Below are 19816 nucleotides of genomic sequence, written 5' to 3'. Positions count from 1 at the left end.
GTCGAAAGGTCGTTACCGAAGGACGCCGTCTCCGAAGTGAAACGGTCACCCGTCAGCTGCATACCGTCACCCGAATCACCCGCGAAACGGATGATCACACGATCGACACGGCGGATTTCCTTGCCGGATCCATCCGTCAGGGGCGCTGTGCGCTGCCCCGCGATGGCTCCTCCGGCCCCGTCGGCCTGCTCGGCCGGGCTACTGACCTGGCTGGTCACTGAACTGGACCTCCTTCGAGGCTGGGCGTTCGTTCCCAAGGCCAACCCTACGTCCGTGGGGATGTCCGACCCTGGGTTTCCCACATCGTGGAACATCTCGCTGGACCATGTGTCCAGCGGACGTCGTGCTCTACACGGATATTCCTAACCCCCCGGGGGCGGCATCGGCGGCCGACCTGCGCGACCCGCCGATACCGCCACCGTTCTTCCTCGACCGTTCGTACCTGACAGAGTGTCAGTCGATCAAGATTTCAGATAGGTGAGCACCGCCAGAACGCGCCGGTGATCCCCGTCACTCGGGGACAACCCGAGCTTCATGAAGATATTGCTGACGTGCTTCTCCACCGCCCCGTCGCTCACCACCAGCTGTTTCGCGACGGCGGAATTGGTCCGTCCTTCCGCCATCAGCCCCAGCACCTCGCGCTCGCGGGGGGTCAACCCGGCCAACACGTCCTGCTTGCGGCTGCGGCCCAGCAGCTGGGCGACGACCTCGGGGTCCAGGGCCGTACCGCCCCGAGCCACCCGCACCACCGCGTCCAGGAACTCCCGCACCTCGGCCACCCGGTCCTTCAGCAGGTAGCCCACACCGGTGGTGGAACCGGCCAGCAGTTCGGTGGCGTACTGCTCCTCCACGTACTGCGACAGCACGAGCACCCCGATCCCCGGGTACTCGCGGCGCAGCCGCACGGCCGCCCGCACACCTTCGTCGGTGTGCGTCGGCGGCATCCGCACGTCGGCCACCACCACGTCCGGCAGCGCGTCCTCCGCCGCCAGCTCCGCCACCGTCTTGATCAGGGCTTCCGCGTCCCCGACGCCTGCCACGACGTCATGCCCCCGGTCGGTCAGCAGCCGGGTCAGGCCCTCACGCAGCAGCACTGAATCCTCGGCGATGACCACCCGCACCCTGTCGTCCACGTTTCAGCAGCTCCCGCATCGTCACTCGTCGTCCGCACACCCGCATCCGTCACCGGGCGTGCCCGGCATGGCCAAGCATCCCAGCCCGGTGGCGCGGAACGGCCCGGTCCGGCCAACACGTCCGCAGACGGAGGGAGTTTCCGCGCACGCGAAGGGCCCCGGCGGCGCGGCGCGCGGGGCCCTGAGCAGGTGGTGCGGTGGTGCGGTCGTGCCGTGCGGGGCGGGCAGCGTCGCGAGCCCGGGGTCAGGGACGCCAGGGAAGTTCCGCCGTCACCGTCGTCCCGTGTCCGGCGGCGGAATCGACGACCAGGACGCCGTCCACGGCCTCCAGCCGCTCGGTCAGCCCCGCCAGCCCGCTCCCGGCGCCGACACCCGCCCCGCCCCGCCCGTCGTCCGAGACCTGGATCAGCAGGCGCTCCCCGGACTTCCACACGTCGACGGAGGCAGAACCGGCCCGTGCGTGCTTGCTGACGTTCTGCAGCAGCTCGGAGACGGTGAAGTAGGTGATCCCCTCGATCGCGGCCGCCGGGCGGGCCGGCAGGTCCACCGCCACCCGGACGGGAACCGCGCACCGCGAGGCCACCGACGACAGGGCCGCGTCCAGTCCGCGGTCGGTCAGGACGGCGGGGTGGATGCCGCGGGCGAGGTCGCGCAGCTCCTGGAGGGCGACCTTCACCTCTCCGTGTGCCTCGTCGACCATGCGGGCGGCGGCCCGCGGGTCCTCGGTCAGCTTCTCCTTGGCCAGCCCCAGGTCCATGGCCAGCGCGACCAGTCGGGCCTGGGCCCCGTCGTGCAGATCGCGCTCGATGCGCCGCAGGTCCGCGGCCGCCGTGTCCACGACCACCCCGCGGTCGGCCTCCAGCTCCGTGACCCGGCTGTCCAGGCGGGACGGGCCCAGCAGCCCGACGACGAGGACCCGGTCGACGGTGGCCAGCGCGCGGATGACCCAGGGCGTGGCCAGGGTGACGACGAGCCCGACCAGGCTGGTGACCACGATGGCGAGCGGCGAGTCGAGGTAGAAGGAGTAGTCGTCGTTCTGGAACACCTGGAGGCCGGGCTGGTCGGTGAAGGCGGGGAACACCCAGAACCACAGCGGGTACAGCAGGTAGACCCACCCGGCCGACCACAGCGTCAGCGACAGGACGAACGCGAACAGCGCCCACGGGAAGTGGAGCACCGAGTACAGCAGGTGCCGCCAGGCGCTACCGCTCTTCAGCAGCGCCCCCACGGTCGGCAGCAGCCCGCTCCTGGCCGCCCGGATCGGAGCCGGGTCGGCGAGCGGCACCCGCAGCAGGCCCCGCACCCGGGCCCGCTCCACCTGCCCGAACCCCCGGCACATCGCCAGCACGCCCGCCAGCACCGGCACGCCGACGAAGGTCACCAGCAGCCCGGCCCCGAGGCTCACGCCGGTGATGGCCAGCGAGAAGTACAGGGTGCTCAGCGGCAGCCCGATCAGCAGGTATCCGAACTCCCGCCAGGTCCGCGCCGCCAGGGGCGCCCGCAGTACCTCGACGGCCACCCGACCGCTGTCCTCGCCGTTGCCCATGTCCCGACCCGCCCTCTCACGTCATGCCCGGTGTCCCGGTATGCCTCCACCCTGCCGCCGCGGTCCCGGTCCCGACCATGCGGCAGGTGGGCGTCCGCGCCGGGGGGTTATCCCCACCCCGCCGCCCGGTGCGGGCCCCGCCGGGTGTCCGGGAAGCGGACGCGCACCCCGGCCGGGACCCCGATGCGGACGCGATCCCGCCGGGGCCGCCGACGGCAGGTCCGTGGTGCGGACCCGACCCCGCCCCGATCCGGTGCGGTCCGTGTCCCCGCCCGGTGCGGGCGAGGCCCTGCCCCCGGATCCGCAGCGGGCTCCCCGCCCGGATTCGGGCAGGCGGGGTGCCGGGGACGGCGCGGGTGCCCGGGAGAGCGGGGTGCCCGGGACGGCGGGGACCCCCGGCCGGCGTGCGGACGGGGGTCCCGGGTTCGGTGCGCGGAAGAGGGGGCCGGGGTTCGGTGCGCGGAAGTGGAAGGGGCCCCGGGGCTCGGCGCGTGGACGGGGGTCCCGGGTGCGGTGCGCGGACGGGGGTCCGGGTTTCGGTGCGCGGCAGCGCCTACGCGCGGTCGCGCCACGGCAGCTCCGCCGTCACGACCGTGCCCCCGCCCTCGGGGGAGTCCAGGACGAAGACCCCGTCCACCGCCCCCAGCCGCTCGGCGAGACCGGCCATGCCGGTGCCGCCGGACAGCCGTGCCCCGCCCCGCCCGTCGTCCGACACGCGGATCAGCAGCCGCTGCTGCGACCGCCACACCTCGACGCTCGCCCCCCGCGCCCGCGCGTGCTTGCTGACGTTCTGGAGCAACTCCGACACCACGAAGTACGCGATCCCCTCGATCGCCTCCGCCGGCCGACCCGGCAGGTCCACCGACACCTTCACCGGAACCACGCACCGGGACGCCACCGACGACAGCGCCGCGTCCAGCCCACGGTCCGTCAGCACCGCAGGATGGATGCCCCGGGCGAGGTCGCGCAGCTCCTGCAACGCCAGCTTCACCTCACCGTGCGCCTCGTCGACCATCGCCGCCGCCCCCTCCGGGTCCTCCAGCAGCTTCTCCTTCGCCAGACCCAACCCCATCGCCAGCGCCACCAACCGCGCCTGGGCCCCGTCGTGCAGGTCCCGTTCGATGCGCCGCAGGTCCGCCGCCGCCGTGTCCACGACCACCCCCCGGCCCGACTCCAACGCCGCGATGCGCCGCTCCAATTCGTCCGAGGGTGACAGCAACCCCCGCACCATCGCGCGGTCCACGTTCGCCATGCCCCGCACCAAGTACGGCAGTACGGGCCACAGCACGAACAGCCCGGTCAGCGCGACGGTGAAGGTCAGCACCCCCCACGGCAGCCTGACCAGCTCGTACAGCACGGTCCGCCAGGCCACCGGGTCCTTGACGGCCGCCCACAGCCAGGGGAAGAACCCGCCCGACCGCTTCGGACCGGGCAGCGGCGTCGGCTCGTCGACCCGTACGCCCAGCAGCCCCCGCGCCCGCGCGCGATCGAGCTTCCCGAGCTGCCGTGACCCGTAGAGCACGCATGCGAGCAGCGGCAGACCGATCGCGGTCACCGACAGACCACCCGCCGTCGAAATCATGACAACCGTGTAAACGAAGCCGACCAGCGCCACCGGAAGGTTGCTCAACAGGTAGGCGATCTCCTTCCACGTCACCACGTCGAAGGCCGGACGCACCGGGGGAGGGGAGGCTTGATCGTTCACTGTCATGGGCCACAGCCTGCCAATTCGCGGGCGCCGGTGCCATGGGGTGGCCAGGGGCCGGTGAACGGGGGATAACCCCACCCTGCGGGGCCCAGGCCCTAGACTCCCGTCCGTACCGGATCAACAACATCGTCGACAGTGGCCGAGAAGCGAGGAACGGACGTGCCCGACCCAACGGTATCGACCGTGACCGTGCTCGCCGCGGACTATTTCCGGAGCTATTCGGTCGTCGGGCTCCTCGCCGTCCTCGGCGTGCTGTTCGTCGCCGTGGCCTTCGGCGCCGGCCGCCTGCTGCGGCCCGTCGTCCCGACGCCCGAGAAGCTGCTGACCTACGAGTGCGGCGTGGACCCCGTCGGCGAGGGCTGGGCCCACACCCAGGTCCGCTACTACGTCTACGCGTTCCTCTACGTCATCTTCGCCGTCGACTCCATCTTCCTGTTCCCCTGGGCGACGGTGTTCGCCGCCGCCGGCTACGGCGCCACGACCCTCGTCGAGATGTTCGTCTTCCTCGGGTTCCTGGCCGTCGGCCTGCTCTACGCGTACAAGAAGGGCGTCCTCGAATGGACGTGACACCGGCCCCCGCAGCGGCCGCGAGCCCCGCCGAGCCCCAGCTGCTCCCGGAACCCAAGCGCCTGGGAGTCCTCTCCCGCCTCGCCCCGGAACCGATGAAGGTGGTCCTCAACTGGGGACGCCGCTACAGCCTCTGGGTCTTCAACTTCGGCCTCGCCTGCTGCGCCATCGAGTTCATCGCCGCGTCCATGGCCCGGCACGACTTCATCCGTCTGGGCGTGATCCCCTTCGCGCCCGGCCCCCGCCAGGCCGACCTGATGATCGTCTCGGGCACGGTGACGGACAAGATGGCGCCGGCCGTCAAGCGGCTCTACGAGCAGATGCCGGAGCCGAAGTACGTCATCTCCTTCGGCGCCTGCTCCAACTGCGGCGGCCCCTACTGGGACTCGTACTCCGTGACCAAGGGCGTCGACCAGATCATCCCCGTCGACGTGTACGTACCCGGCTGCCCGCCGCGCCCCGAAGCCCTCCTCCAAGGCATCCTGAAGCTCCAGGAGAAGATCGCCAGAGAGTCCCTCGCGGAACGCTATGCCGCGGGCCCCTCCGTCTCCCAGCTCACCAGCGGCCTGGTCACACCACCGCCCGCCACCCCCGGAGCCGGCGCGTGAACCTCTACGACTCCCTGCCCGACGCCGCCCCGGCCGTCTTCGGCGCCGAGGCCGTCGCCTCGTTCGCGTACGAGGTCCTCACCGTGGACGTCCCCGTCGGCTCCTGGGTCCCCTCGCTCGAAATCGCCCGCGACAAGCTGGGCTGCACCTACTTCGACTGGCTGAGCGCCGTCGACGAACCCGGCACCGGCTTCCGGATCTGCGCGCACCTCGTCTCCCTGGAGAACCACCGCGTACGCCGGCTCCTGCTGCGCACCACCGTCCCGCACGGCGCCCCCTCCCTGCCCTCCGCCGTCGCCGTCTACGCCGGCGCCGAATGGCACGAGCGGGAGACCTTCGAGATGTTCGGGGTGACCTTCACCGACCACCCCCACCTGGTGCCGCTGCTGCTCCCCGAGAACTTCGAGGGACACCCGTTGCGCAAGGACTTCGTCCTCGCGGCGCGCGTCGCCAAGGCCTGGCCCGGCGCCAAGGAGCCCGGCGAGGGCCACGACCCCGACGCCCCCAAGCGCCGCCAGATGCTCCCGCCCGGCGTCCCCGACCCGAACGACTGGGGCCCCCTCAAGGGCCAACTGCCCCCGGCCCCCGCCCGCCCGGCCCGCACCCCCCGCGCCGGCGCCCCGACCCGCACCCCGCGCGAGGGCGCCCCGACCCGACGCCCCCGCCCGGGCGCGGAGGGCACGCCCCCCGAAACCCCGGCAACCCCCGCGTCCCCGGAGTCGGACGCCCCGGTGCGCCCGGTGCGTCGTACGCGTTCGGTGACGGAGGGTTCGGCGAGCCAGGCGGCGGATGCCGTCGTGTCCCCGGAGTCGGACGCCCCGGTCCGGCCGGCACGTCGTACGCGTTCGGTGGCGGACGGTTCGGCGAGCCAGGCGGCGGATGCCGCGCCGGCGCCGGACCCCGAAGCCCCGTCCGGCTCCGCGCCCGAGGGCGCGTCCGCCCCGGACACCGGGACCCCGACCCGCCCGCCGCGTCGGACCCGTTCCGGCGCGGACGGTTCGAGCGGCCAGGCCGCCCCGCCGGGGGCGGAGCCAGCCCGACGCACCGCCCCGCGCAGCGCGGACGCGCCCTGGCACAACCCGAAGCCCGCCTTCGAGGACGCCGCGGCACCCGCCACCGCCACCGGCGCCGCACCCACCCCCGCCGCACCCGAGCCGAAGGGCGCGCCCGAGCCCGAGCCGGGCACGGATCCCGCTCCGGCCCCCGAGGCCGCTCCGGCCCCCGAGGCCGCTCCGGCCCCCGAGGCCGCTCCGGCTCCCGAGCCCGCGCCGGGCTCGGAACCCGCTCCGGCTCCCGAGCCGAAGCCGGCCCCCGAGCCCGACGCTGAACCGAAGCCCGGCCGGGGCCCCGGCTCGGACCCGGACCCCGAGCCCGAACCGAAGCCCGGCCAGGGCAACGGCCATCCCGACCACGACACCACCGGAGGCGACGCGTGAACGACGTCCTCGACGTCGCCCTGCGACTGATCGTCGTCTTCGCCGTCTTCCTCGTGCTCCCGCTCGTCGTCGGGCAGGCCGAGCACAAGGTGATGGCGCACATGCAGGGTCGCCTCGGCCCCATGTACGCCGGCGGCTTCCACGGCTGGGCGCAGCTCGTCGCCGACGGCGTGAAGTTCGCGCAGAAGGAGGACATCGTCCCGGCCAACGCCGACCGACGGATCTTCCAGCTCGCCCCCGCCGTCGCGCTGCTCCCGTACCTCCTGGTCCTCCTCGCCGTCCCGGTGGGACCGGGCGAGGGCGCCGTCGGGCAGGTCATCGACGCCGGTGTCTTCTTCGCGCTCGCCGTCATGGGCGTCGGAGTGCTCGGTTCCCTCATGGCCGGTTGGGCCTCCGCCAACAAGTTCTCCCTCCTCGGAGGCCTCCGCACCGCCGCACAGCTGCTCGCGTACGAGCTGCCCATGCTGCTCGCCGCCGCCTCCGTCGCGATGGCCGCCGGGACGGTGTCCCTGCCCGGCATCGTCGAGGGCTTCGAGTGGTGGTGGCTGCCCTGGCAGATCACCGGCGCGCTCGTCTTCTTCGTCGCCGGCCTCGCCGAACTCCAGCGTCCGCCCTTCGACATGCCCGTCGCCGACTCCGAGATCATCTTCGGCGCGTACACCGAGTACACCGGCCTGCGCTTCGCGCTGTTCCTGCTCGCCGAGTACGCGGGCATCGTCGTGCTCTGCGCCCTCACCACCGTCCTCTTCCTCGGCGGCTGGCACGGCCCCTTCGGCGGCGACGACCTCGGCTGGGTCTGGACCCTCCTCAAGGTGGCCGTCCTCGCCTTCGTCGTGATCTGGCTCCGCGTGAGCTACCCCCGCCTGCGCGAGGACCAGCTCCAGAAGCTCGCCTGGACCGTACTCATCCCCCTCGCGCTCGCCCAGATCGCGCTCACCGGCATCGTGAAGGTGGCGATCCAGTAATGTCCCCGGTTCCCGGATCCGGCCTCGCCAAGGGCCTGGCCGTCACCCTGCGCACGATGACCAGGCGTGCGCACACCGCCCAGTACCCCGAGGTCCAGCCCGAGCTGCCGCCCCGCAGCCGCGGTGTCATCGGACTGTTCGAGGAGAACTGCACGGTCTGCATGCTGTGCGCCCGCGAGTGCCCCGACTGGTGCATCTACATCGACTCCCACAAGGAGACGGTCCCGGCCGCCACCCCCGGTGGACGCGAACGCAGCCGCAACGTCCTCGACCGGTTCGCCATCGACTTCTCGCTCTGCATGTACTGCGGCATCTGCATCGAGGTGTGCCCCTTCGACGCCCTCTTCTGGTCGCCGGAGTTCGAGTACGCGGAGACCGACATCCAGGACCTCGTCCACGAGCGGGACAAGCTCCGCGAGTGGATGTGGACGGTCCCGGCGCCGCCCGCGCTCGACCCGGCCGCCGAGGAGCCCAAGGAGATCGCCGCCGCCCGCAAGGCCGTGGAGAAGGCCGAAGCCGCGGCAGCGGCCGCCGCCGCGGCCGCCCCCGAACCCCCGACCACCCCGGAGGGAGACGCGTGAGCCCCGCCGCCACCCTGGCCGCCACCACGACCGGCCCCGGCTTCCTCTCGCCGACCGGCGTCGAGATCGCCTTCCTCCTCGTCGGCCTCGCCACCCTCGGCGCGGCCGTCATCACGGTCACCACCAAGCAACTCGTGCACGCCGCCCTCTGGCTGGTCGTCGCGCTCGGCGGCATCGCCGTCGAGTACCTGCTGCTGACCGCCGAGTTCATCGCCTGGGTCCAGGTCCTGATCTACCTCGGCTCCGTGGTCGTCCTCCTGCTCTTCGGGCTGATGCTCACGAAGGCCCCCATCGGCCGCTCCCCGGACGCCGACTCCGGCAACCGTCCGGTCGCGCTCGCCGTCGCCGTCACCGCGGGCGCCGCACTCGTCTGGGTGGTCGTCGACGCCTTCCGCACCACCTGGATCGACCTCGACGGACCCGCCCAGGGCTCCACCGAGGTGACCGGCGAGATCCTCTTCCAGCACTGGGTGCTGCCCTTCGAGGCGCTCTCCGTGCTCCTCCTCGCAGCCCTGATCGGTGCCATCGTGCTCTCCCGCAGGAACACCCCCGCCGAGGACGCCGCCGACGCGGCGGCGGCCACGGCTCCCGCCGATACCGGTGACGACACCGGCGCCGACTCCGACACCGGCGACCGGAAGGGGCAGCGCTGATGCACCTCGTCTACCCCGCCGTCCTGGCCTCGCTCCTCTTCGCCATCGGCCTCTACGGAGTCCTCGCGCGCCGCAACGCCATCCTGGTCCTGATGTCCGTCGAGCTCATGCTCAACGCCGTCAACCTCAACCTGGTGGCCTTCGACGTCTGGCTGCGCGACGCCCTGCACGCCGGCCAGGCCCTCACCCTCTTCACGATCGCCATCGCCACCGCCGAGATCGGCATCGGCCTCGCGATCGTGCTCATGGTGTACCGCAACCGCGGCACCTCGGACGTCGACAGGCTCCGCGACACCGCGGAAGGCCACGCACCGGCCCGGACCGACGACACCACCGCCCGGCCGGAGGTCGCCGCGTGAGCACCACGACCCTCGCGGTCCTCGTCCCCGTCCTGCCGTTCCTGGGCGCGGTCGCGGGACTCCTCCTCGGCCGTGCCGCCCCCGGGTTCGTCCGGCCGCTCGCCGTACTGCCGACCCTGGCCGCCGCCGTCCTGGCCGTCCTCGTCGCCGTCCGCCTGGGCCCCGGCGGCACCATCGACACGGCCACCGAACTCACCCCGACCGGCTCCGTGCCGATCGAGCTGTCCCTGCACATCGACGGCTTCGCCGTGCTCGTCGCCGTCCTCGTCGGCGTCGTCGCCACCTGCGTGCAGCTCTACTCGACGGCGTACCTCCGCGAGGACCCCCGCTACCCGTCCTACGCCGCGCTCGTCTCCCTGTTCACCTCCGCGATGCTGCTCGTCGTCTACTCCGGCGACCTGATGGTGCTGCTGGTCGGCTGGGAGGTCATGGGCATCTGCTCGTACTTCCTCGTCGGCCACTACTGGGAGACCGAAGCCGCACGCTCCGCCTCCCTCAAGGCGTTCCTCGTCACCAAGCTCGGCGACGTCCCCTTCCTCATCGGCCTGTTCGCGCTCGCCACCGACGCCGGCTCCTTCCGGATCACCAAGATCCTGGACACCGTCGCCGCGGGCGGACTCGACCACCCGACCCTGATCGCGCTGCTCCTCCTCGCCGGAGTCGCCGGCAAGTCCGCGCAGTTCCCGCTGCACACCTGGCTGCCCGATGCCATGGCCGGCCCCACCCCGGTCTCCGCGCTGATCCACGCCGCGACGATGGTCGCCGCCGGCGTCTACTTCATCGCCCGGCTCCTGCCCGTCTTCACGGCGTCCGGCGCCGCGCTGGTGGTCATGGCCGTCATGGCGGCCGTCACCATGATCGGCTCGGCCCTCGCCGCGCTGGCCCAGGACGACATCAAGCGGGTCCTCGCCTACTCGACCGTCGGCCAGCTCGGCTACATGACCGGAGCCCTCGCCGTCGCCGACCGCGGTGCCGCCGTCTTCCACCTCCTGTCCCACGGCGCCTTCAAGGCACTCCTCTTCCTCGGCGCCGGCGTGATCATCCACGCCGCCGGCACCAACTCGCTCGCCGCGATGTCCCGCATGGACGGCCTCGCCAAGCGCATCCCCGACGCGTTCTGGACGATGACGCTCGCCCTGCTCGCGCTCGCCGCGATCCCGCCCTTCGCCGGCTTCTTCTCCAAGGAAGCCGTCCTCGTCGCCGCCGAGCAGGCCGCCCTCGGACACACCGGGTCCGCGCCCTCCTCCGCCGGCTGGCTGGTGCTGGTCGCCGGAGTCCTGACCGCACTGCTCACCGCCGGCTACGCCACCCGGCTGTGGCTGATGGCGTTCCGCGGTCGGGGCGCCGCCGCACCCGACCACGGCAAGGAGCCCGTCGCCATGACCGGCGTGCTGTGGCTGCTGGCCGTTCCCACGGTCGGCCTCGGCCTCGCAGCCGGCCCCCTCGGCGACTGGTTCGGCGGCGTGTCGCTCACCCCGACCGTCACCACCTCGCTCGTCGGCACGGGCGCCGCCCTCATCGGCGTACTCCTCACCCTCGGCCTCTGGCAGCGCGCCACGGCCCGCCTCGCGACGGCACCCGCCCCCGTCGGCCCCGCCGCGGCGGCCGCCGCGACGGACGCCCCCGCCGTCACCGCCACCGTGTCCGCGGCCACCGCCGCCGCCGAGTCCGCCGCCGAGGCCCCCGAGGTCGCGGAGGTCACCCACGAACACCCCGCCGTCCCGGCGGGACCCGCCCCCGACCCCGGACGCGCCCTCCTCGGCCCCCTGCACCGCCACGCCGCCGACGGCTTTCACCTCGACGCCGTTTACGACCGCCTGTTCGTCCGCCCCGTCCGCGGCGCCGCGAGCCTGGTGCGCTTCCTCGACCGGGAGGTCGTGGACACGTACGTCCGTGGCGCGGGCACCGGCACCAGGCTGCTCGGCAGCCTCGTACGCCGCGCCCAGACCGGCAACGTGCAGACCTACCTGAGCGCCCTGCTCGCCGGCGCCGTGGTCCTGGCGATCGCCACCGCCGTCCTCGCCAACGTCAACGCCGGATCGTGAGCCGTGAGTCAGCCGTGATTGATATCAGCCCGTCCGTGATGCAGTTCCTCCTGGCGTTCATCGTGGCCGCACCGCTCCTCGGGGCCGTCGCCGCCCTCCTGCCGGCCCCGCCCGGACTCAAGGGCAGGAGCCCCGAACAGGCGGTCCTGCGCCACGGCGTGACCGTCACCGGCGTCATCCTCGCCGCGGCCATCGCCCTCACCGCGGGCTTCGACCACGACGCCCCGTCCCGTTTCCAGGCGACGACGGACATCAGCTGGATCCAGGCGCTGAACATCCGGATCCACCTCGGCGTCGACGGCATCTCGCTCCCCCTCCTCCTGATGACCGCGCTGCTGTTCTTCCTCTGCGCGGTGTACAGCTACCACAAGCTCCCCGACGGCCCCTCGGCGAAGGCCTTCGTCGCGCTGCTCCTCGTCCTCGAATCGGGGACGCTCGCGACGTTCGCCGTCCTCGACCTGCTGCTCTTCTTCCTCGCCTTCGAGATGGTCCTCATCCCGATGTACTTCCTCATCGCCCGCTGGGGCGGCGCCCAGCGGCAGGCCGCCGCCTGGAAGTTCATCCTGTACACCCTCCTCGGATCCGTCGTCATGCTGCTCGGTCTGCTGCTGATCGGACTGAACGGCGGCACCTTCGACATGGTGGCACTCGCCTCCGACAACGGCCGCGAACTGACGCACACCACGCAGCTCCTGGCGGTCCTCGCCATCGGCATCGGACTCGCCGTAAAAACCCCCATGTGGCCGCTCCACAGCTGGCTGCCCGACGCCCACACCGCCGCCCCCACCGTCGGCTCCGTCCTCCTCGCGGGCGTCATGCTGAAGATGGGCACCTACGGCTTCGTCCGGATCCTGCTCCCCGTCACCCCCGACGGCATGCACACCTTCGCCCCGTACCTCGGCGCCTTCGCCGTCGTCGGCATCGTCTACGGATCCCTCGCCTGCCTCGCGCTGGCCCGCAAGGGCAACAAGGGCGACCTGAAGCGCCTCATCGCCTACTCCTCCGTCGGCCACATGGGCTTCGTCCTCCTCGGGATCGCCTCCATGACCCCGACCGGGGTCAACGGCGCCCTCTTCGCGAACATCGCCCACGGCCTGATCACCGGCCTCCTCTTCTTCCTGGTCGGCGCCCTCAAGGACCGCTACGGCACCGCCGACCTCGACACCCTCGCCGGCGCGACCGGCGCAGCCCTGTACGGCCGCGCCCCCCGCCTCGGCGCGCTCCTCGCCTTCGCCGCCGTGGCCTCCCTCGGCCTGCCCGGCCTCGCCGGTTTCTGGGGCGAGATGCTGGCCCTGTTCGGGTCGTTCGACCCCGCCGCGGGCCTGTCCCGGCCGGCCTTCCTCACCTACACGGCCGTCGGAGCGTTCGGCACCCTGCTCACCGCCGCCTACCTGCTGATCGTCGTACGGCGCGTCTGCATGGGCGACCCGAAGGCCGAACCCGGGATCACCGTCGCGGACGTCCAACGCCACGAGTTCGCCGCCTGGACCCCGCTCGTCGCCCTCACCGTCCTCGCGGGCCTGTGGCCCGCGGTCCTCCTCGGCCTCACCGACCCGGCCGTCCAGAAGCTCCTCGCAGGAGGCAACTCATGACGGCCCCGACGGTCCTCGCCGCCGACACCCCCAGCCTCGTCCAGTCCGTCGACTGGCTCGCGATCACCCCCGTCGTGGTGCCCGCCGCCGTCGCCCTGCTCGTGCTCGTCGCCGATCTGTTCCTGCCCGAACGACGCAAGCCGCTCCTCGGCTGGATCTCCGTCGCCGGCCTCGCCGCCGCCACGGCCTCCCTGCTGCCCCTGCGCGCCGGCGACCGCACCACCTTCTGCCTCACCGGCGACCCGGCCGCCTGCTCCTACACCGCCGACCACTTCGCGCTCGTCGTGCAGTTCCTGGTCCTCGCCGGCGCCCTCGTCACCGCCCTCATGTCGGTCACCGCCGTCCGCGAGACCCGCATGCCCGCCGGCGAGTACTGGTTCCTGCTGCTCTCCTCCGCCGCCGGCGCCGCCCTGCTGCCCGCCGCCCGCGACCTCGCCACGCTGATCGTCGCCCTCGAAGTGGCCTCGCTGCCCGCGTTCGCGCTCGTCGGCATGCGCCGCGGCGACCGGCTGTCCTCCGAGGCCGCCCTCAAGTTCTTCCTGTCCTCGGTGACCGCCACGGCCGTGTCCCTCCTCGGCGTCGCCTTCGTCTACGCCGCCACCGGATCCCTCCACCTCGACCAGGTCGCGGACCGCCTCGAAGACGTCCCCGCGCAGTTCGACACCCTCGCCATGGTCGGCGTCGCCCTGACCCTCGTCGGCTTCGCCTTCAAGACCGCGGCCGTCCCCTTCCACTTCTGGGTCCCCGACACCTACGTCGGCGCCCCGCTGCCCATCGCCGGCTACCTCTCCGTCATCGGCAAGGCCGTCGGCTTCACCGGCCTGATCCTCGTCACCGTCATCGCCTTCCCCGCGTACTCCGACATCTGGGGCCCCGCCCTGGCCGTCCTCGCCGCGCTGACCATGACCCTCGGCAACGCCGCCGCCCTGCGCCAGTCCACGGACCGCCCCCACAGCGCCGTACGGCTCCTCGCCTGGTCCTCCGTGGGCCAGGCCGGCTACCTGCTGGTCCCGATCGCCGCGGCCGCGTACTCCGAACGCGACCAGATCGGCTCCACCGTCGCCTACGCCCTCATGTACGGGGCCGTGAACCTCGGAGCCTTCGCCGTCGCCGCGCTCGTGGCCCGCACCAAGCCCCTCCACCGGATCGCGGACTACCGCGGCCTCTACGCCGAGCGCCCGTTCGCCGCCCTCGCCCTGGCCTTCTTCCTGCTGTGCCTCGCCGGCCTGCCGCCGGGCATCATCGGCCTCTTCGCGAAGGTCACCGTCTTCCGGTCCGCCGTCGACGCCGGGCTCGGCTGGCTCGCCGTGGTCATGGCCGCCAACGTCGTCGTCGCCCTCTACTACTACCTGCGCTGGACGGCGCTGCTCTTCCGCACGCCCGAGGAGGAGGCCCCCGCCGGACGGCCCGCCGCCACGAAGGTCCCCTGGCCGGTCACCGCCGCGATCGTGCTCACCGCGGCCACCGCCGTCGTCCTCTCCGGAGCCCCCCAGCTCGTCCTCCGGTTCGCCTCGGGCAGCCTCTTCCCGCAGTAGGACGCGGTACCGGGCCGCGGCAGGACCCGCAGGTCGGAGCACATTCACCCGCACGGCCCAACGCCCGCCGGCACCCCCCGGCCGGTCCCGCCGGGGCGCCGGGCCCGCCGCGCCCCGGGAACCGTACGGCCCCATCTGGCGTTGACCAGGAAGGGAGGGTCCACTGGACCGTAGACCCTCAGACCTTGGACGGGGTCCCCCCTGCCGCACCACTTGGAGGGCGTACCGTGCACCGCCGGCACAACGGGCTCAAGACCGCCGTACTCCTCGGCGGGCTGTCCGCACTCATCATCGTCATCGGAAGCCTCTTCGGGCGGACCGGCCTGATCGTGGCCGTCGTCGTCGCCCTCGGGACGAACGCCTACGCGTACTGGAACAGCGACAAGCTGGCTCTACGCGCGATGCGCGCCCGGCCCGTCAGCGAGTTCGAGGCCCCCGAGCTGTACCGCATGGTGCGCGAACTCTCCACCTCCGCGCGCCAACCCATGCCACGGCTCTACATCTCACCGACCGAAGCACCCAACGCCTTCGCGACCGGCCGCAACCCGCGCAACGCCGCGGTCTGCTGCACCGAGGGCATCCTGCGCATCCTCGACGAACGCGAGCTGCGCGGGGTGATCGGCCACGAGCTGAGCCACGTCTACAACCGGGACATCCTGATCTCCTCGGTCGCCGGCGCACTGGCCTCCGTGATCATGTTCCTGGTGAACTTCGCCTGGCTGATCCCGATCGGCCGGTCCAACGACGACGAGGGCCCCGGGCTCCTCGGCATGCTGCTGATCATGATCCTCGGCCCGCTGGCCGCGTCCGTGATCCAGCTCGCCATCAGCCGCTCGCGCGAATACGAGGCGGACGCCTCCGGAGCCCAACTCACCGGCGACCCGCTCGCCCTGGCCAGCGCCCTGCGCAAGCTCGACGCGGGCACCAAGCAGCTCCCGCTGCCCGCCGAACCGCGCATCGAGACGGCGAGTCACATGATGATCGCCAACCCCTTCCGGCCGGGCGAAGGACTGTCCAAGATGTTCTCGACACACCCTCCGATGGCCGAGCGCATCGCCCGGCTCGAACAGATGGCAGGCCGCAGTCAGTGAAGACCATCCTCAACATCATTTGGCTCGTGCTCAGCGGGATCTGGCTGTTCCTGGGCTACTGCCTGGCCGGCGTGATCCTCTGCATCACGATCATCGGCATTCCCTTCGGCATAGCGGCGTTCCGCATCGCCGTGTACGCCCTCTGGCCGTTCGGCTACACCACGGTCGAACGCCGTGACTCCGGCGCCGGCTCCTGCGTGGGCAACGTCCTGTGGCTGATCCTGGCCGGCTGGTGGCTGGCCCTCGGCCACATCGTCACCGGCATCGCGCTGTGCATCACGATCATCGGCATCCCGTTCGGCATCGCCAACTTCAAGATGGTGCCGCTCTCCCTGCTCCCGCTCGGCCGCGAGATCGTCCCGACGGACGCCCCCTTCGCCTCGCGCTGACCTCGGCGTTCCGAGGTTATCCACAGGCCCCGACGGATGTCGGGGACGTGCGTCACCATGAACGCATGAACGAACCCGAGCAGTTGCTGGAGCAAGTCACCCGCCGGCCGCGCGGCCGCGCGGGCAGGCGGCACGAACGTCTGCCCGCGCGGCCCGACCCCCGGCAAACAGCCCGCGCCGGGCCCGCGCCCGGCGGCCCACCCTGCCCTGCCGGCGCCGTGCCCGGCTCCGCCCGCTGCCCCCTGCCGCTTCCGCGGCACCCGCTTCCGTCGGCCACCGCGCCTGTGCGTGCCCGTCGTCGCCGGACCGGGCCCGCCGCCCCCATGCCGGGCGGCCTCGCCCCACCCGTGGCCCACCGGGTGCCCCGCACCCGTGGGAGCCCGCCCCCACCCGGTACGCCACCTTCCCGAGCGCCTCCCGGAGCCCCGTCCCGCCCCGACGTCGCACCCCGAGCCGCGCTGCCTCCGTATGCCGCGTGCCGGCGCCCCACGGCCCGCGCGCCGGCGGCTCGCGCCCACGCCGCGCACCCACGGCCCCCGCCACGCCTCGTCACCGCTCACGCGCGGGCGGCTCACCGGCCTGCACCGCTCGGCGGGACGCCCCGCCCACCGCGACGCCCCGCCCACCGCGACGACGGTCCGCTCCTTGACAGCTGAATCGAGAGCCCGCGAATCATTCGCGATCGCGTAGGAGCCCGGCACCCGGAGGAGGGCCGGAGCCGACACCCGCACCGGCCCGCACCCGGTGATCACGGAGGGGGCGCCAAGAAGCGCACACCGCTCACCCCCGCGCTCACCCGCCGCCCACACCCGCCGCACCCACCCTCCGAGCACCGACGACCAAGGGCACGACACGGGCGCCCACCGCGACCTCCCCGGCGTACACCCCCGTCGTGCCCTCGGGGTTCGTTCAGTGCTGCGCACACGGGCCCGGAAGCACCGGACCCGCCGATCAGCGGTAGTTCACGAACTGGATCGCGAAGTCCAGGTCCTTGCCCTTGAGCAGCGCCTGAATGGCCTGGAGGTCGTCACGGCTCTTGGAGCTGACGCGCAGTTCCTCGCCCTGGACCTGGGCCTTGACGCCCTTGGGGCCCTCGTCACGGATGATCTTCGCGACCTTCTTGGCGTTCTCCTGGGAGATGCCTTCCTCGATCGTCGCGAAGATCTTGTACTCCTTGCCGGACAGCTGCGGCTCGCCGGCGTCCAACGCCTTCAGCGAGATCCCGCGCTTGACCAGCTTGGTCTCGAAGACGTCCAGGACGGCCTTGACGCGCTCCTCGGAGTTCGCCTCCATCAGGATCTTCTCGCCGGACCAGGCGATCGTGGCGCCCGTGCCCTTGAAGTCGTAGCGCTGCGAGAGCTCCTTGGCGGACTGGTTGAGGGCGTTGTCGACCTCCTGCCGCTCGACCTTCGAGACGATGTCGAAACTGGAGTCGGCCATGTGCTGTGGCTCCTTGAAGTCGGTAGTGACGGCCCCGAAGGGCGCGGCCGGACATCCCCGGTCCGCTCGGCAAAGCCTAGCCATCGCGCCCAGGTGGGGGGCTGATCAATCCGGTGGCGGACCACCCCCGCACATCGGGTATTGTTTACGTCGTTGCCACGGAGCGCCGCCGCAAGGCGGAAAGACGGCAGCGATCATGGCGGTGTGCCCGAGTGGCCAAAGGGAGCAGACTGTAAATCTGCCGGCTCAGCCTACCCAGGTTCGAACCCTGGCGCCGCCACGCGAGTGAAACCCTCGTCCATCCGTAGAAATGCGGTGGGCGGGGGTTTCTTCGTACACCTCGCACCGGGCAGGGCCCCGCCGAACGCCCACGGGGATGCTCCCGCGGGTACCCCCGGTGAGCTCAGGAGGAAGGCGCCACCGTCAGGTGGTAGGTGGTGTCCACCCAGAAGCCGTTCGTCGCCGAGGCCTCGATCTCCAACACGAACTGACCCGCCGGAAGCGGTTCGAGCGCGCACCACAGGCCCCACGCGACCCGCGGTATCCCCATGGACCGGAACGTCCCGGACGTGAACTCGCGGACCTCCAGCGGGAAGCTGTTCACCGCCGCCGACGCCCGGGTCACTTCCATCCGCCACGCCTTGGTGACCAGCGGGATCGCCGGACGCTGCGTGTTCAGGACCGGGAAGAACAACCGACGGCCCGCCGGAACGGTGCAGCGCCGCACCACCCTGCCGCCGTACGTCCCCGCCAGGAACCAGAGGTCCTCGGGCTGCCGCCAGTCGGCGTACGCCCCCGTCGTATCGCTCACCGGACTCCGGTCGTCCGGAGCGGACAGCGCCCACTTCCACCACCGGGCCGCCAACCGGCCGCCCTCGGCCGCACCGACGTTCCAATCGCCGTCGCCCATGCCCAACCCCGGTACCTCACGCGACCACCCCCTGCGGTCGACATCCGGGTGACCCTATCGGGCGCCTCCGCCGCACCGATGGGGGCGGCCGGTCGTTCACCGGCCGTGACATGGACAACGGACACACGCGGAAAGGTCGGGGGCGGCGTCCTGCTCGCCCTGCTCGGCGCCGGCATCCCCGCCCTGGTCGGAGCCGCACTGCACACCCCGGTCGGAGAGCCGTACCGGGAGACCCGGCTGTACTTCGGCACACAGCGCCCCGACGGCCGGGAGCCCGTGGGCGAGGCGGAGTTCCTCCGGTTCGTGGACCACGACATCACCCCGGCCTTCCCCGAGGGGCTCACCCTCCAGGACGGCCGCGGCCAGTGGCGCGACCCGGACGGCACGACCGTCCGCGAGACCTCCTACGAAGTCATCCTGCTCTACCCCGAGAAGGAGGCCGAGGAGCGCACGGTACGCGTCGAACGCATCCGGCAGGCCTACGAGAAGCAGTTCCAGCAGGACTCCGTCGGCCGCTCGGACGACAAGCTCGACGCCGACTTCTGACGCGCACTCGGCGGCGGGCCGGGCACGCTCCCGATCAGGTGCCCGCCATGTTCTTGACGGCCACCGACACCGGGGTGGAGCCCGCGACCAACTCCAGGGTCAGGCCCGCCGTCGCCGGCGTCTCCACCAGCTCGGCGAGCACCGCCGCGACGTCGTCGCGCGGGACGGACCCACGACCCGTGTCCGCCTCCAGGCGGACCTCGCCCGTCCCCGCCTCGTCGGTCAGCGAACCCGGCCGCAGGACCGTCCACTCCAGACCCAGCCGGGTGCGCACGTACGCGTCGGCCTCGCCCTTCGCCCGCAGGTAGACGTCGAAGACCTCGTCACCCCCGTGCCGCGGGTCCGCACCCATCGAAGACACCATCAGGAAGCGTCGTACGCGCGCCCGTTCGGCCGCGTCGGCGAACAACGTCGCCGCGCCCCGGTCCACGGTCTCCTTGCGCTCCGCCCCACTGCCCGGACCGGCACCGGCGGCGAACACGGCGACGTCCGCGCCCTGCAGGACACCCGCGACGTGCTCGACGGACGCCGACTCCAGATCGCACAGCACCGGTTCGGCGCCGACCCGCCTGAGGTCGTCGCCCTGCGCCGGGTCGCGGATGATGCCCGCGACCTCGTACCCGCGCGCGGCGAGCAGACGCTCCAGCCGCAGCGCGATCCGACCGTGTCCACCCGCGATGACGATGCGCATGTCCCGACCGTACGTCGAGCC

General features: G+C 72.4%; 19 protein-coding genes, 1 tRNA gene and 1 pseudogene. 14 read left to right on the top strand and 7 right to left on the bottom strand.

Features of this window, described 5'->3' with window-relative positions:
• The 4 genes and pseudogenes from ACZ58N_RS07270 to ACZ58N_RS07255 all read right to left on the bottom strand — a co-directional run.
• Window positions 1–218 (bottom strand): annotated as a pseudogene (locus tag ACZ58N_RS07270) (2-oxoacid:acceptor oxidoreductase subunit alpha); the annotation flags it as partial.
• 243 nt (window positions 219–461) lie between these two features.
• Window positions 462–1121 carry a response regulator transcription factor gene (locus ACZ58N_RS07265; protein WP_281210401.1) on the bottom strand — a complete coding sequence of 220 codons (660 nt, stop codon included), beginning with the start codon at window positions 1119–1121 and terminating at the stop codon, window positions 462–464.
• A 256-nt stretch (window positions 1122–1377) separates the two neighbouring features.
• The gene (locus ACZ58N_RS07260; protein ID WP_471156516.1) at window positions 1378–2679 is read right to left on the bottom strand and encodes a sensor histidine kinase; all 1302 of its coding nucleotides are present in this window, start codon (window positions 2677–2679) and stop codon (window positions 1378–1380) included.
• A 553-nt stretch (window positions 2680–3232) separates the two neighbouring features.
• Window positions 3233–4390 (bottom strand): sensor histidine kinase, encoded by a 1158-nt coding sequence (locus ACZ58N_RS07255; protein WP_471156514.1) that lies wholly within the window; start codon window positions 4388–4390, stop codon window positions 3233–3235.
• A 156-nt stretch (window positions 4391–4546) separates the two neighbouring features.
• Here ACZ58N_RS07255 and ACZ58N_RS07250 point away from each other — a divergent pair, with 156 nt between their 5' ends.
• From ACZ58N_RS07250 to ACZ58N_RS07195, 12 genes are all read left to right on the top strand, one after another.
• Window positions 4547–4954, top strand: coding sequence for an NADH-quinone oxidoreductase subunit A (locus ACZ58N_RS07250; RefSeq protein ID WP_030298105.1), 408 nt, complete (start codon window positions 4547–4549; stop codon window positions 4952–4954).
• Window positions 4945–5562 carry an NADH-quinone oxidoreductase subunit B gene (locus ACZ58N_RS07245; RefSeq protein ID WP_471156510.1) on the top strand — a complete coding sequence of 206 codons (618 nt, stop codon included), beginning with the start codon at window positions 4945–4947 and terminating at the stop codon, window positions 5560–5562. The genes ACZ58N_RS07250 and ACZ58N_RS07245 overlap by 10 nt, the downstream gene beginning before the upstream one ends.
• Window positions 5559–6998: an NADH-quinone oxidoreductase subunit C gene (locus ACZ58N_RS07240; RefSeq protein WP_471156507.1), complete on the top strand. Its 1440-nt coding sequence runs from the start codon at window positions 5559–5561 to the stop codon at window positions 6996–6998. Before ACZ58N_RS07245 ends, ACZ58N_RS07240 begins: the two co-directional genes overlap by 4 nt.
• Window positions 6995–7963, top strand: coding sequence for a complex I subunit 1/NuoH family protein (locus tag ACZ58N_RS07235; RefSeq protein ID WP_471156505.1), 969 nt, complete (start codon window positions 6995–6997; stop codon window positions 7961–7963). Before ACZ58N_RS07240 ends, ACZ58N_RS07235 begins: the two co-directional genes overlap by 4 nt.
• Complete coding sequence (locus ACZ58N_RS07230) at window positions 7963–8544, top strand: NuoI/complex I 23 kDa subunit family protein (protein ID WP_471156502.1); 582 nt, start codon at window positions 7963–7965, stop codon at window positions 8542–8544. Before ACZ58N_RS07235 ends, ACZ58N_RS07230 begins: the two co-directional genes overlap by 1 nt.
• Window positions 8541–9197, top strand: a complete 657-nt coding sequence (locus ACZ58N_RS07225) for an NADH-quinone oxidoreductase subunit J family protein (protein ID WP_471156500.1) — start codon at window positions 8541–8543, stop codon at window positions 9195–9197. The genes ACZ58N_RS07230 and ACZ58N_RS07225 overlap by 4 nt, the downstream gene beginning before the upstream one ends.
• The gene (gene nuoK, locus ACZ58N_RS07220) at window positions 9197–9556 is read left to right on the top strand and encodes an NADH-quinone oxidoreductase subunit NuoK (RefSeq protein ID WP_471156498.1); all 360 of its coding nucleotides are present in this window, start codon (window positions 9197–9199) and stop codon (window positions 9554–9556) included. The genes ACZ58N_RS07225 and nuoK overlap by 1 nt, the downstream gene beginning before the upstream one ends.
• Entirely contained in the window at window positions 9553–11601 is a 2049-nt protein-coding gene (locus tag ACZ58N_RS07215) for an NADH-quinone oxidoreductase subunit 5 family protein (protein WP_471156495.1), read from the top strand. The genes nuoK and ACZ58N_RS07215 overlap by 4 nt, the downstream gene beginning before the upstream one ends.
• A 38-nt stretch (window positions 11602–11639) precedes the next feature.
• Window positions 11640–13193 carry a complex I subunit 4 family protein gene (locus ACZ58N_RS07210; RefSeq protein WP_471156609.1) on the top strand — a complete coding sequence of 518 codons (1554 nt, stop codon included), beginning with the start codon at window positions 11640–11642 and terminating at the stop codon, window positions 13191–13193.
• Entirely contained in the window at window positions 13190–14728 is a 1539-nt protein-coding gene (locus tag ACZ58N_RS07205; protein WP_471156492.1) for an NADH-quinone oxidoreductase subunit N, read from the top strand. The genes ACZ58N_RS07210 and ACZ58N_RS07205 overlap by 4 nt, the downstream gene beginning before the upstream one ends.
• Window positions 14729–14955: 227 nt before the next feature.
• Window positions 14956–15819 carry a zinc metalloprotease HtpX gene (htpX, locus tag ACZ58N_RS07200; protein WP_389704536.1) on the top strand — a complete coding sequence of 288 codons (864 nt, stop codon included), beginning with the start codon at window positions 14956–14958 and terminating at the stop codon, window positions 15817–15819.
• Window positions 15816–16208, top strand: coding sequence for a YccF domain-containing protein (locus tag ACZ58N_RS07195; protein WP_471156490.1), 393 nt, complete (start codon window positions 15816–15818; stop codon window positions 16206–16208). Before htpX ends, ACZ58N_RS07195 begins: the two co-directional genes overlap by 4 nt.
• A gap of 951 nt (window positions 16209–17159) precedes the next feature.
• On the opposite strand, the gene ACZ58N_RS07190 is transcribed toward ACZ58N_RS07195, so the two are convergent.
• Window positions 17160–17648: a YajQ family cyclic di-GMP-binding protein gene (locus ACZ58N_RS07190; protein ID WP_471156488.1), complete on the bottom strand. Its 489-nt coding sequence runs from the start codon at window positions 17646–17648 to the stop codon at window positions 17160–17162.
• Window positions 17649–17846: 198 nt separating this feature from the next.
• Between ACZ58N_RS07190 and ACZ58N_RS07185 the strand changes: the two genes are divergently transcribed.
• Window positions 17847–17928, top strand: a tRNA-Tyr gene (locus ACZ58N_RS07185).
• Between the two features lie 123 nt (window positions 17929–18051).
• Here ACZ58N_RS07185 and ACZ58N_RS07180 read toward each other — a convergent pair.
• Window positions 18052–18558 carry a hypothetical protein gene (locus tag ACZ58N_RS07180; protein ID WP_471156486.1) on the bottom strand — a complete coding sequence of 169 codons (507 nt, stop codon included), beginning with the start codon at window positions 18556–18558 and terminating at the stop codon, window positions 18052–18054.
• Window positions 18559–18663: 105 nt separating this feature from the next.
• Here ACZ58N_RS07180 and ACZ58N_RS07175 point away from each other — a divergent pair, with 105 nt between their 5' ends.
• Window positions 18664–19104, top strand: a complete 441-nt coding sequence (locus tag ACZ58N_RS07175; protein WP_389704540.1) for a DUF3574 domain-containing protein — start codon at window positions 18664–18666, stop codon at window positions 19102–19104.
• A 34-nt stretch (window positions 19105–19138) separates the two neighbouring features.
• Here ACZ58N_RS07175 and ACZ58N_RS07170 read toward each other — a convergent pair whose 3' ends face one another.
• On the bottom strand, window positions 19139–19795 hold the full coding sequence (locus ACZ58N_RS07170; RefSeq protein WP_471156484.1) for an SDR family oxidoreductase: 657 nt from the start codon (window positions 19793–19795) through the stop codon (window positions 19139–19141).
• Window positions 19796–19816 lie beyond the last annotated feature (21 nt).

It is taken from the genome of Streptomyces sp. NPDC040432, from assembly GCF_055595445.1.
Note: the sequence above shows the minus strand (reverse complement) of the source record. Positions and strands in the feature narration are given on the sequence as shown.

Coding starts and splice junctions, on each gene's coding strand:
- ACZ58N_RS07260 (WP_471156516.1), bottom strand. CDS start 2,679: ATGGGCAACGGCGAGGACAGCGGTCGGGTGGCCGTCGAGGTACTGCGG.
- ACZ58N_RS07255 (WP_471156514.1), bottom strand. CDS start 4,390: ATGACAGTGAACGATCAAGCCTCCCCTCCCCCGGTGCGTCCGGCCTTC.
- ACZ58N_RS07245 (WP_471156510.1), top strand. CDS start 4,945: ATGGACGTGACACCGGCCCCCGCAGCGGCCGCGAGCCCCGCCGAGCCC.
- ACZ58N_RS07230 (WP_471156502.1), top strand. CDS start 7,963: ATGTCCCCGGTTCCCGGATCCGGCCTCGCCAAGGGCCTGGCCGTCACC.
- nuoK (WP_471156498.1), top strand. CDS start 9,197: ATGCACCTCGTCTACCCCGCCGTCCTGGCCTCGCTCCTCTTCGCCATC.
- ACZ58N_RS07210 (WP_471156609.1), top strand. CDS start 11,640: ATGCAGTTCCTCCTGGCGTTCATCGTGGCCGCACCGCTCCTCGGGGCC.
- ACZ58N_RS07205 (WP_471156492.1), top strand. CDS start 13,190: ATGACGGCCCCGACGGTCCTCGCCGCCGACACCCCCAGCCTCGTCCAG.
- ACZ58N_RS07190 (WP_471156488.1), bottom strand. CDS start 17,648: ATGGCCGACTCCAGTTTCGACATCGTCTCGAAGGTCGAGCGGCAGGAG.
- ACZ58N_RS07180 (WP_471156486.1), bottom strand. CDS start 18,558: ATGGGCGACGGCGATTGGAACGTCGGTGCGGCCGAGGGCGGCCGGTTG.
- ACZ58N_RS07170 (WP_471156484.1), bottom strand. CDS start 19,795: ATGCGCATCGTCATCGCGGGTGGACACGGTCGGATCGCGCTGCGGCTG.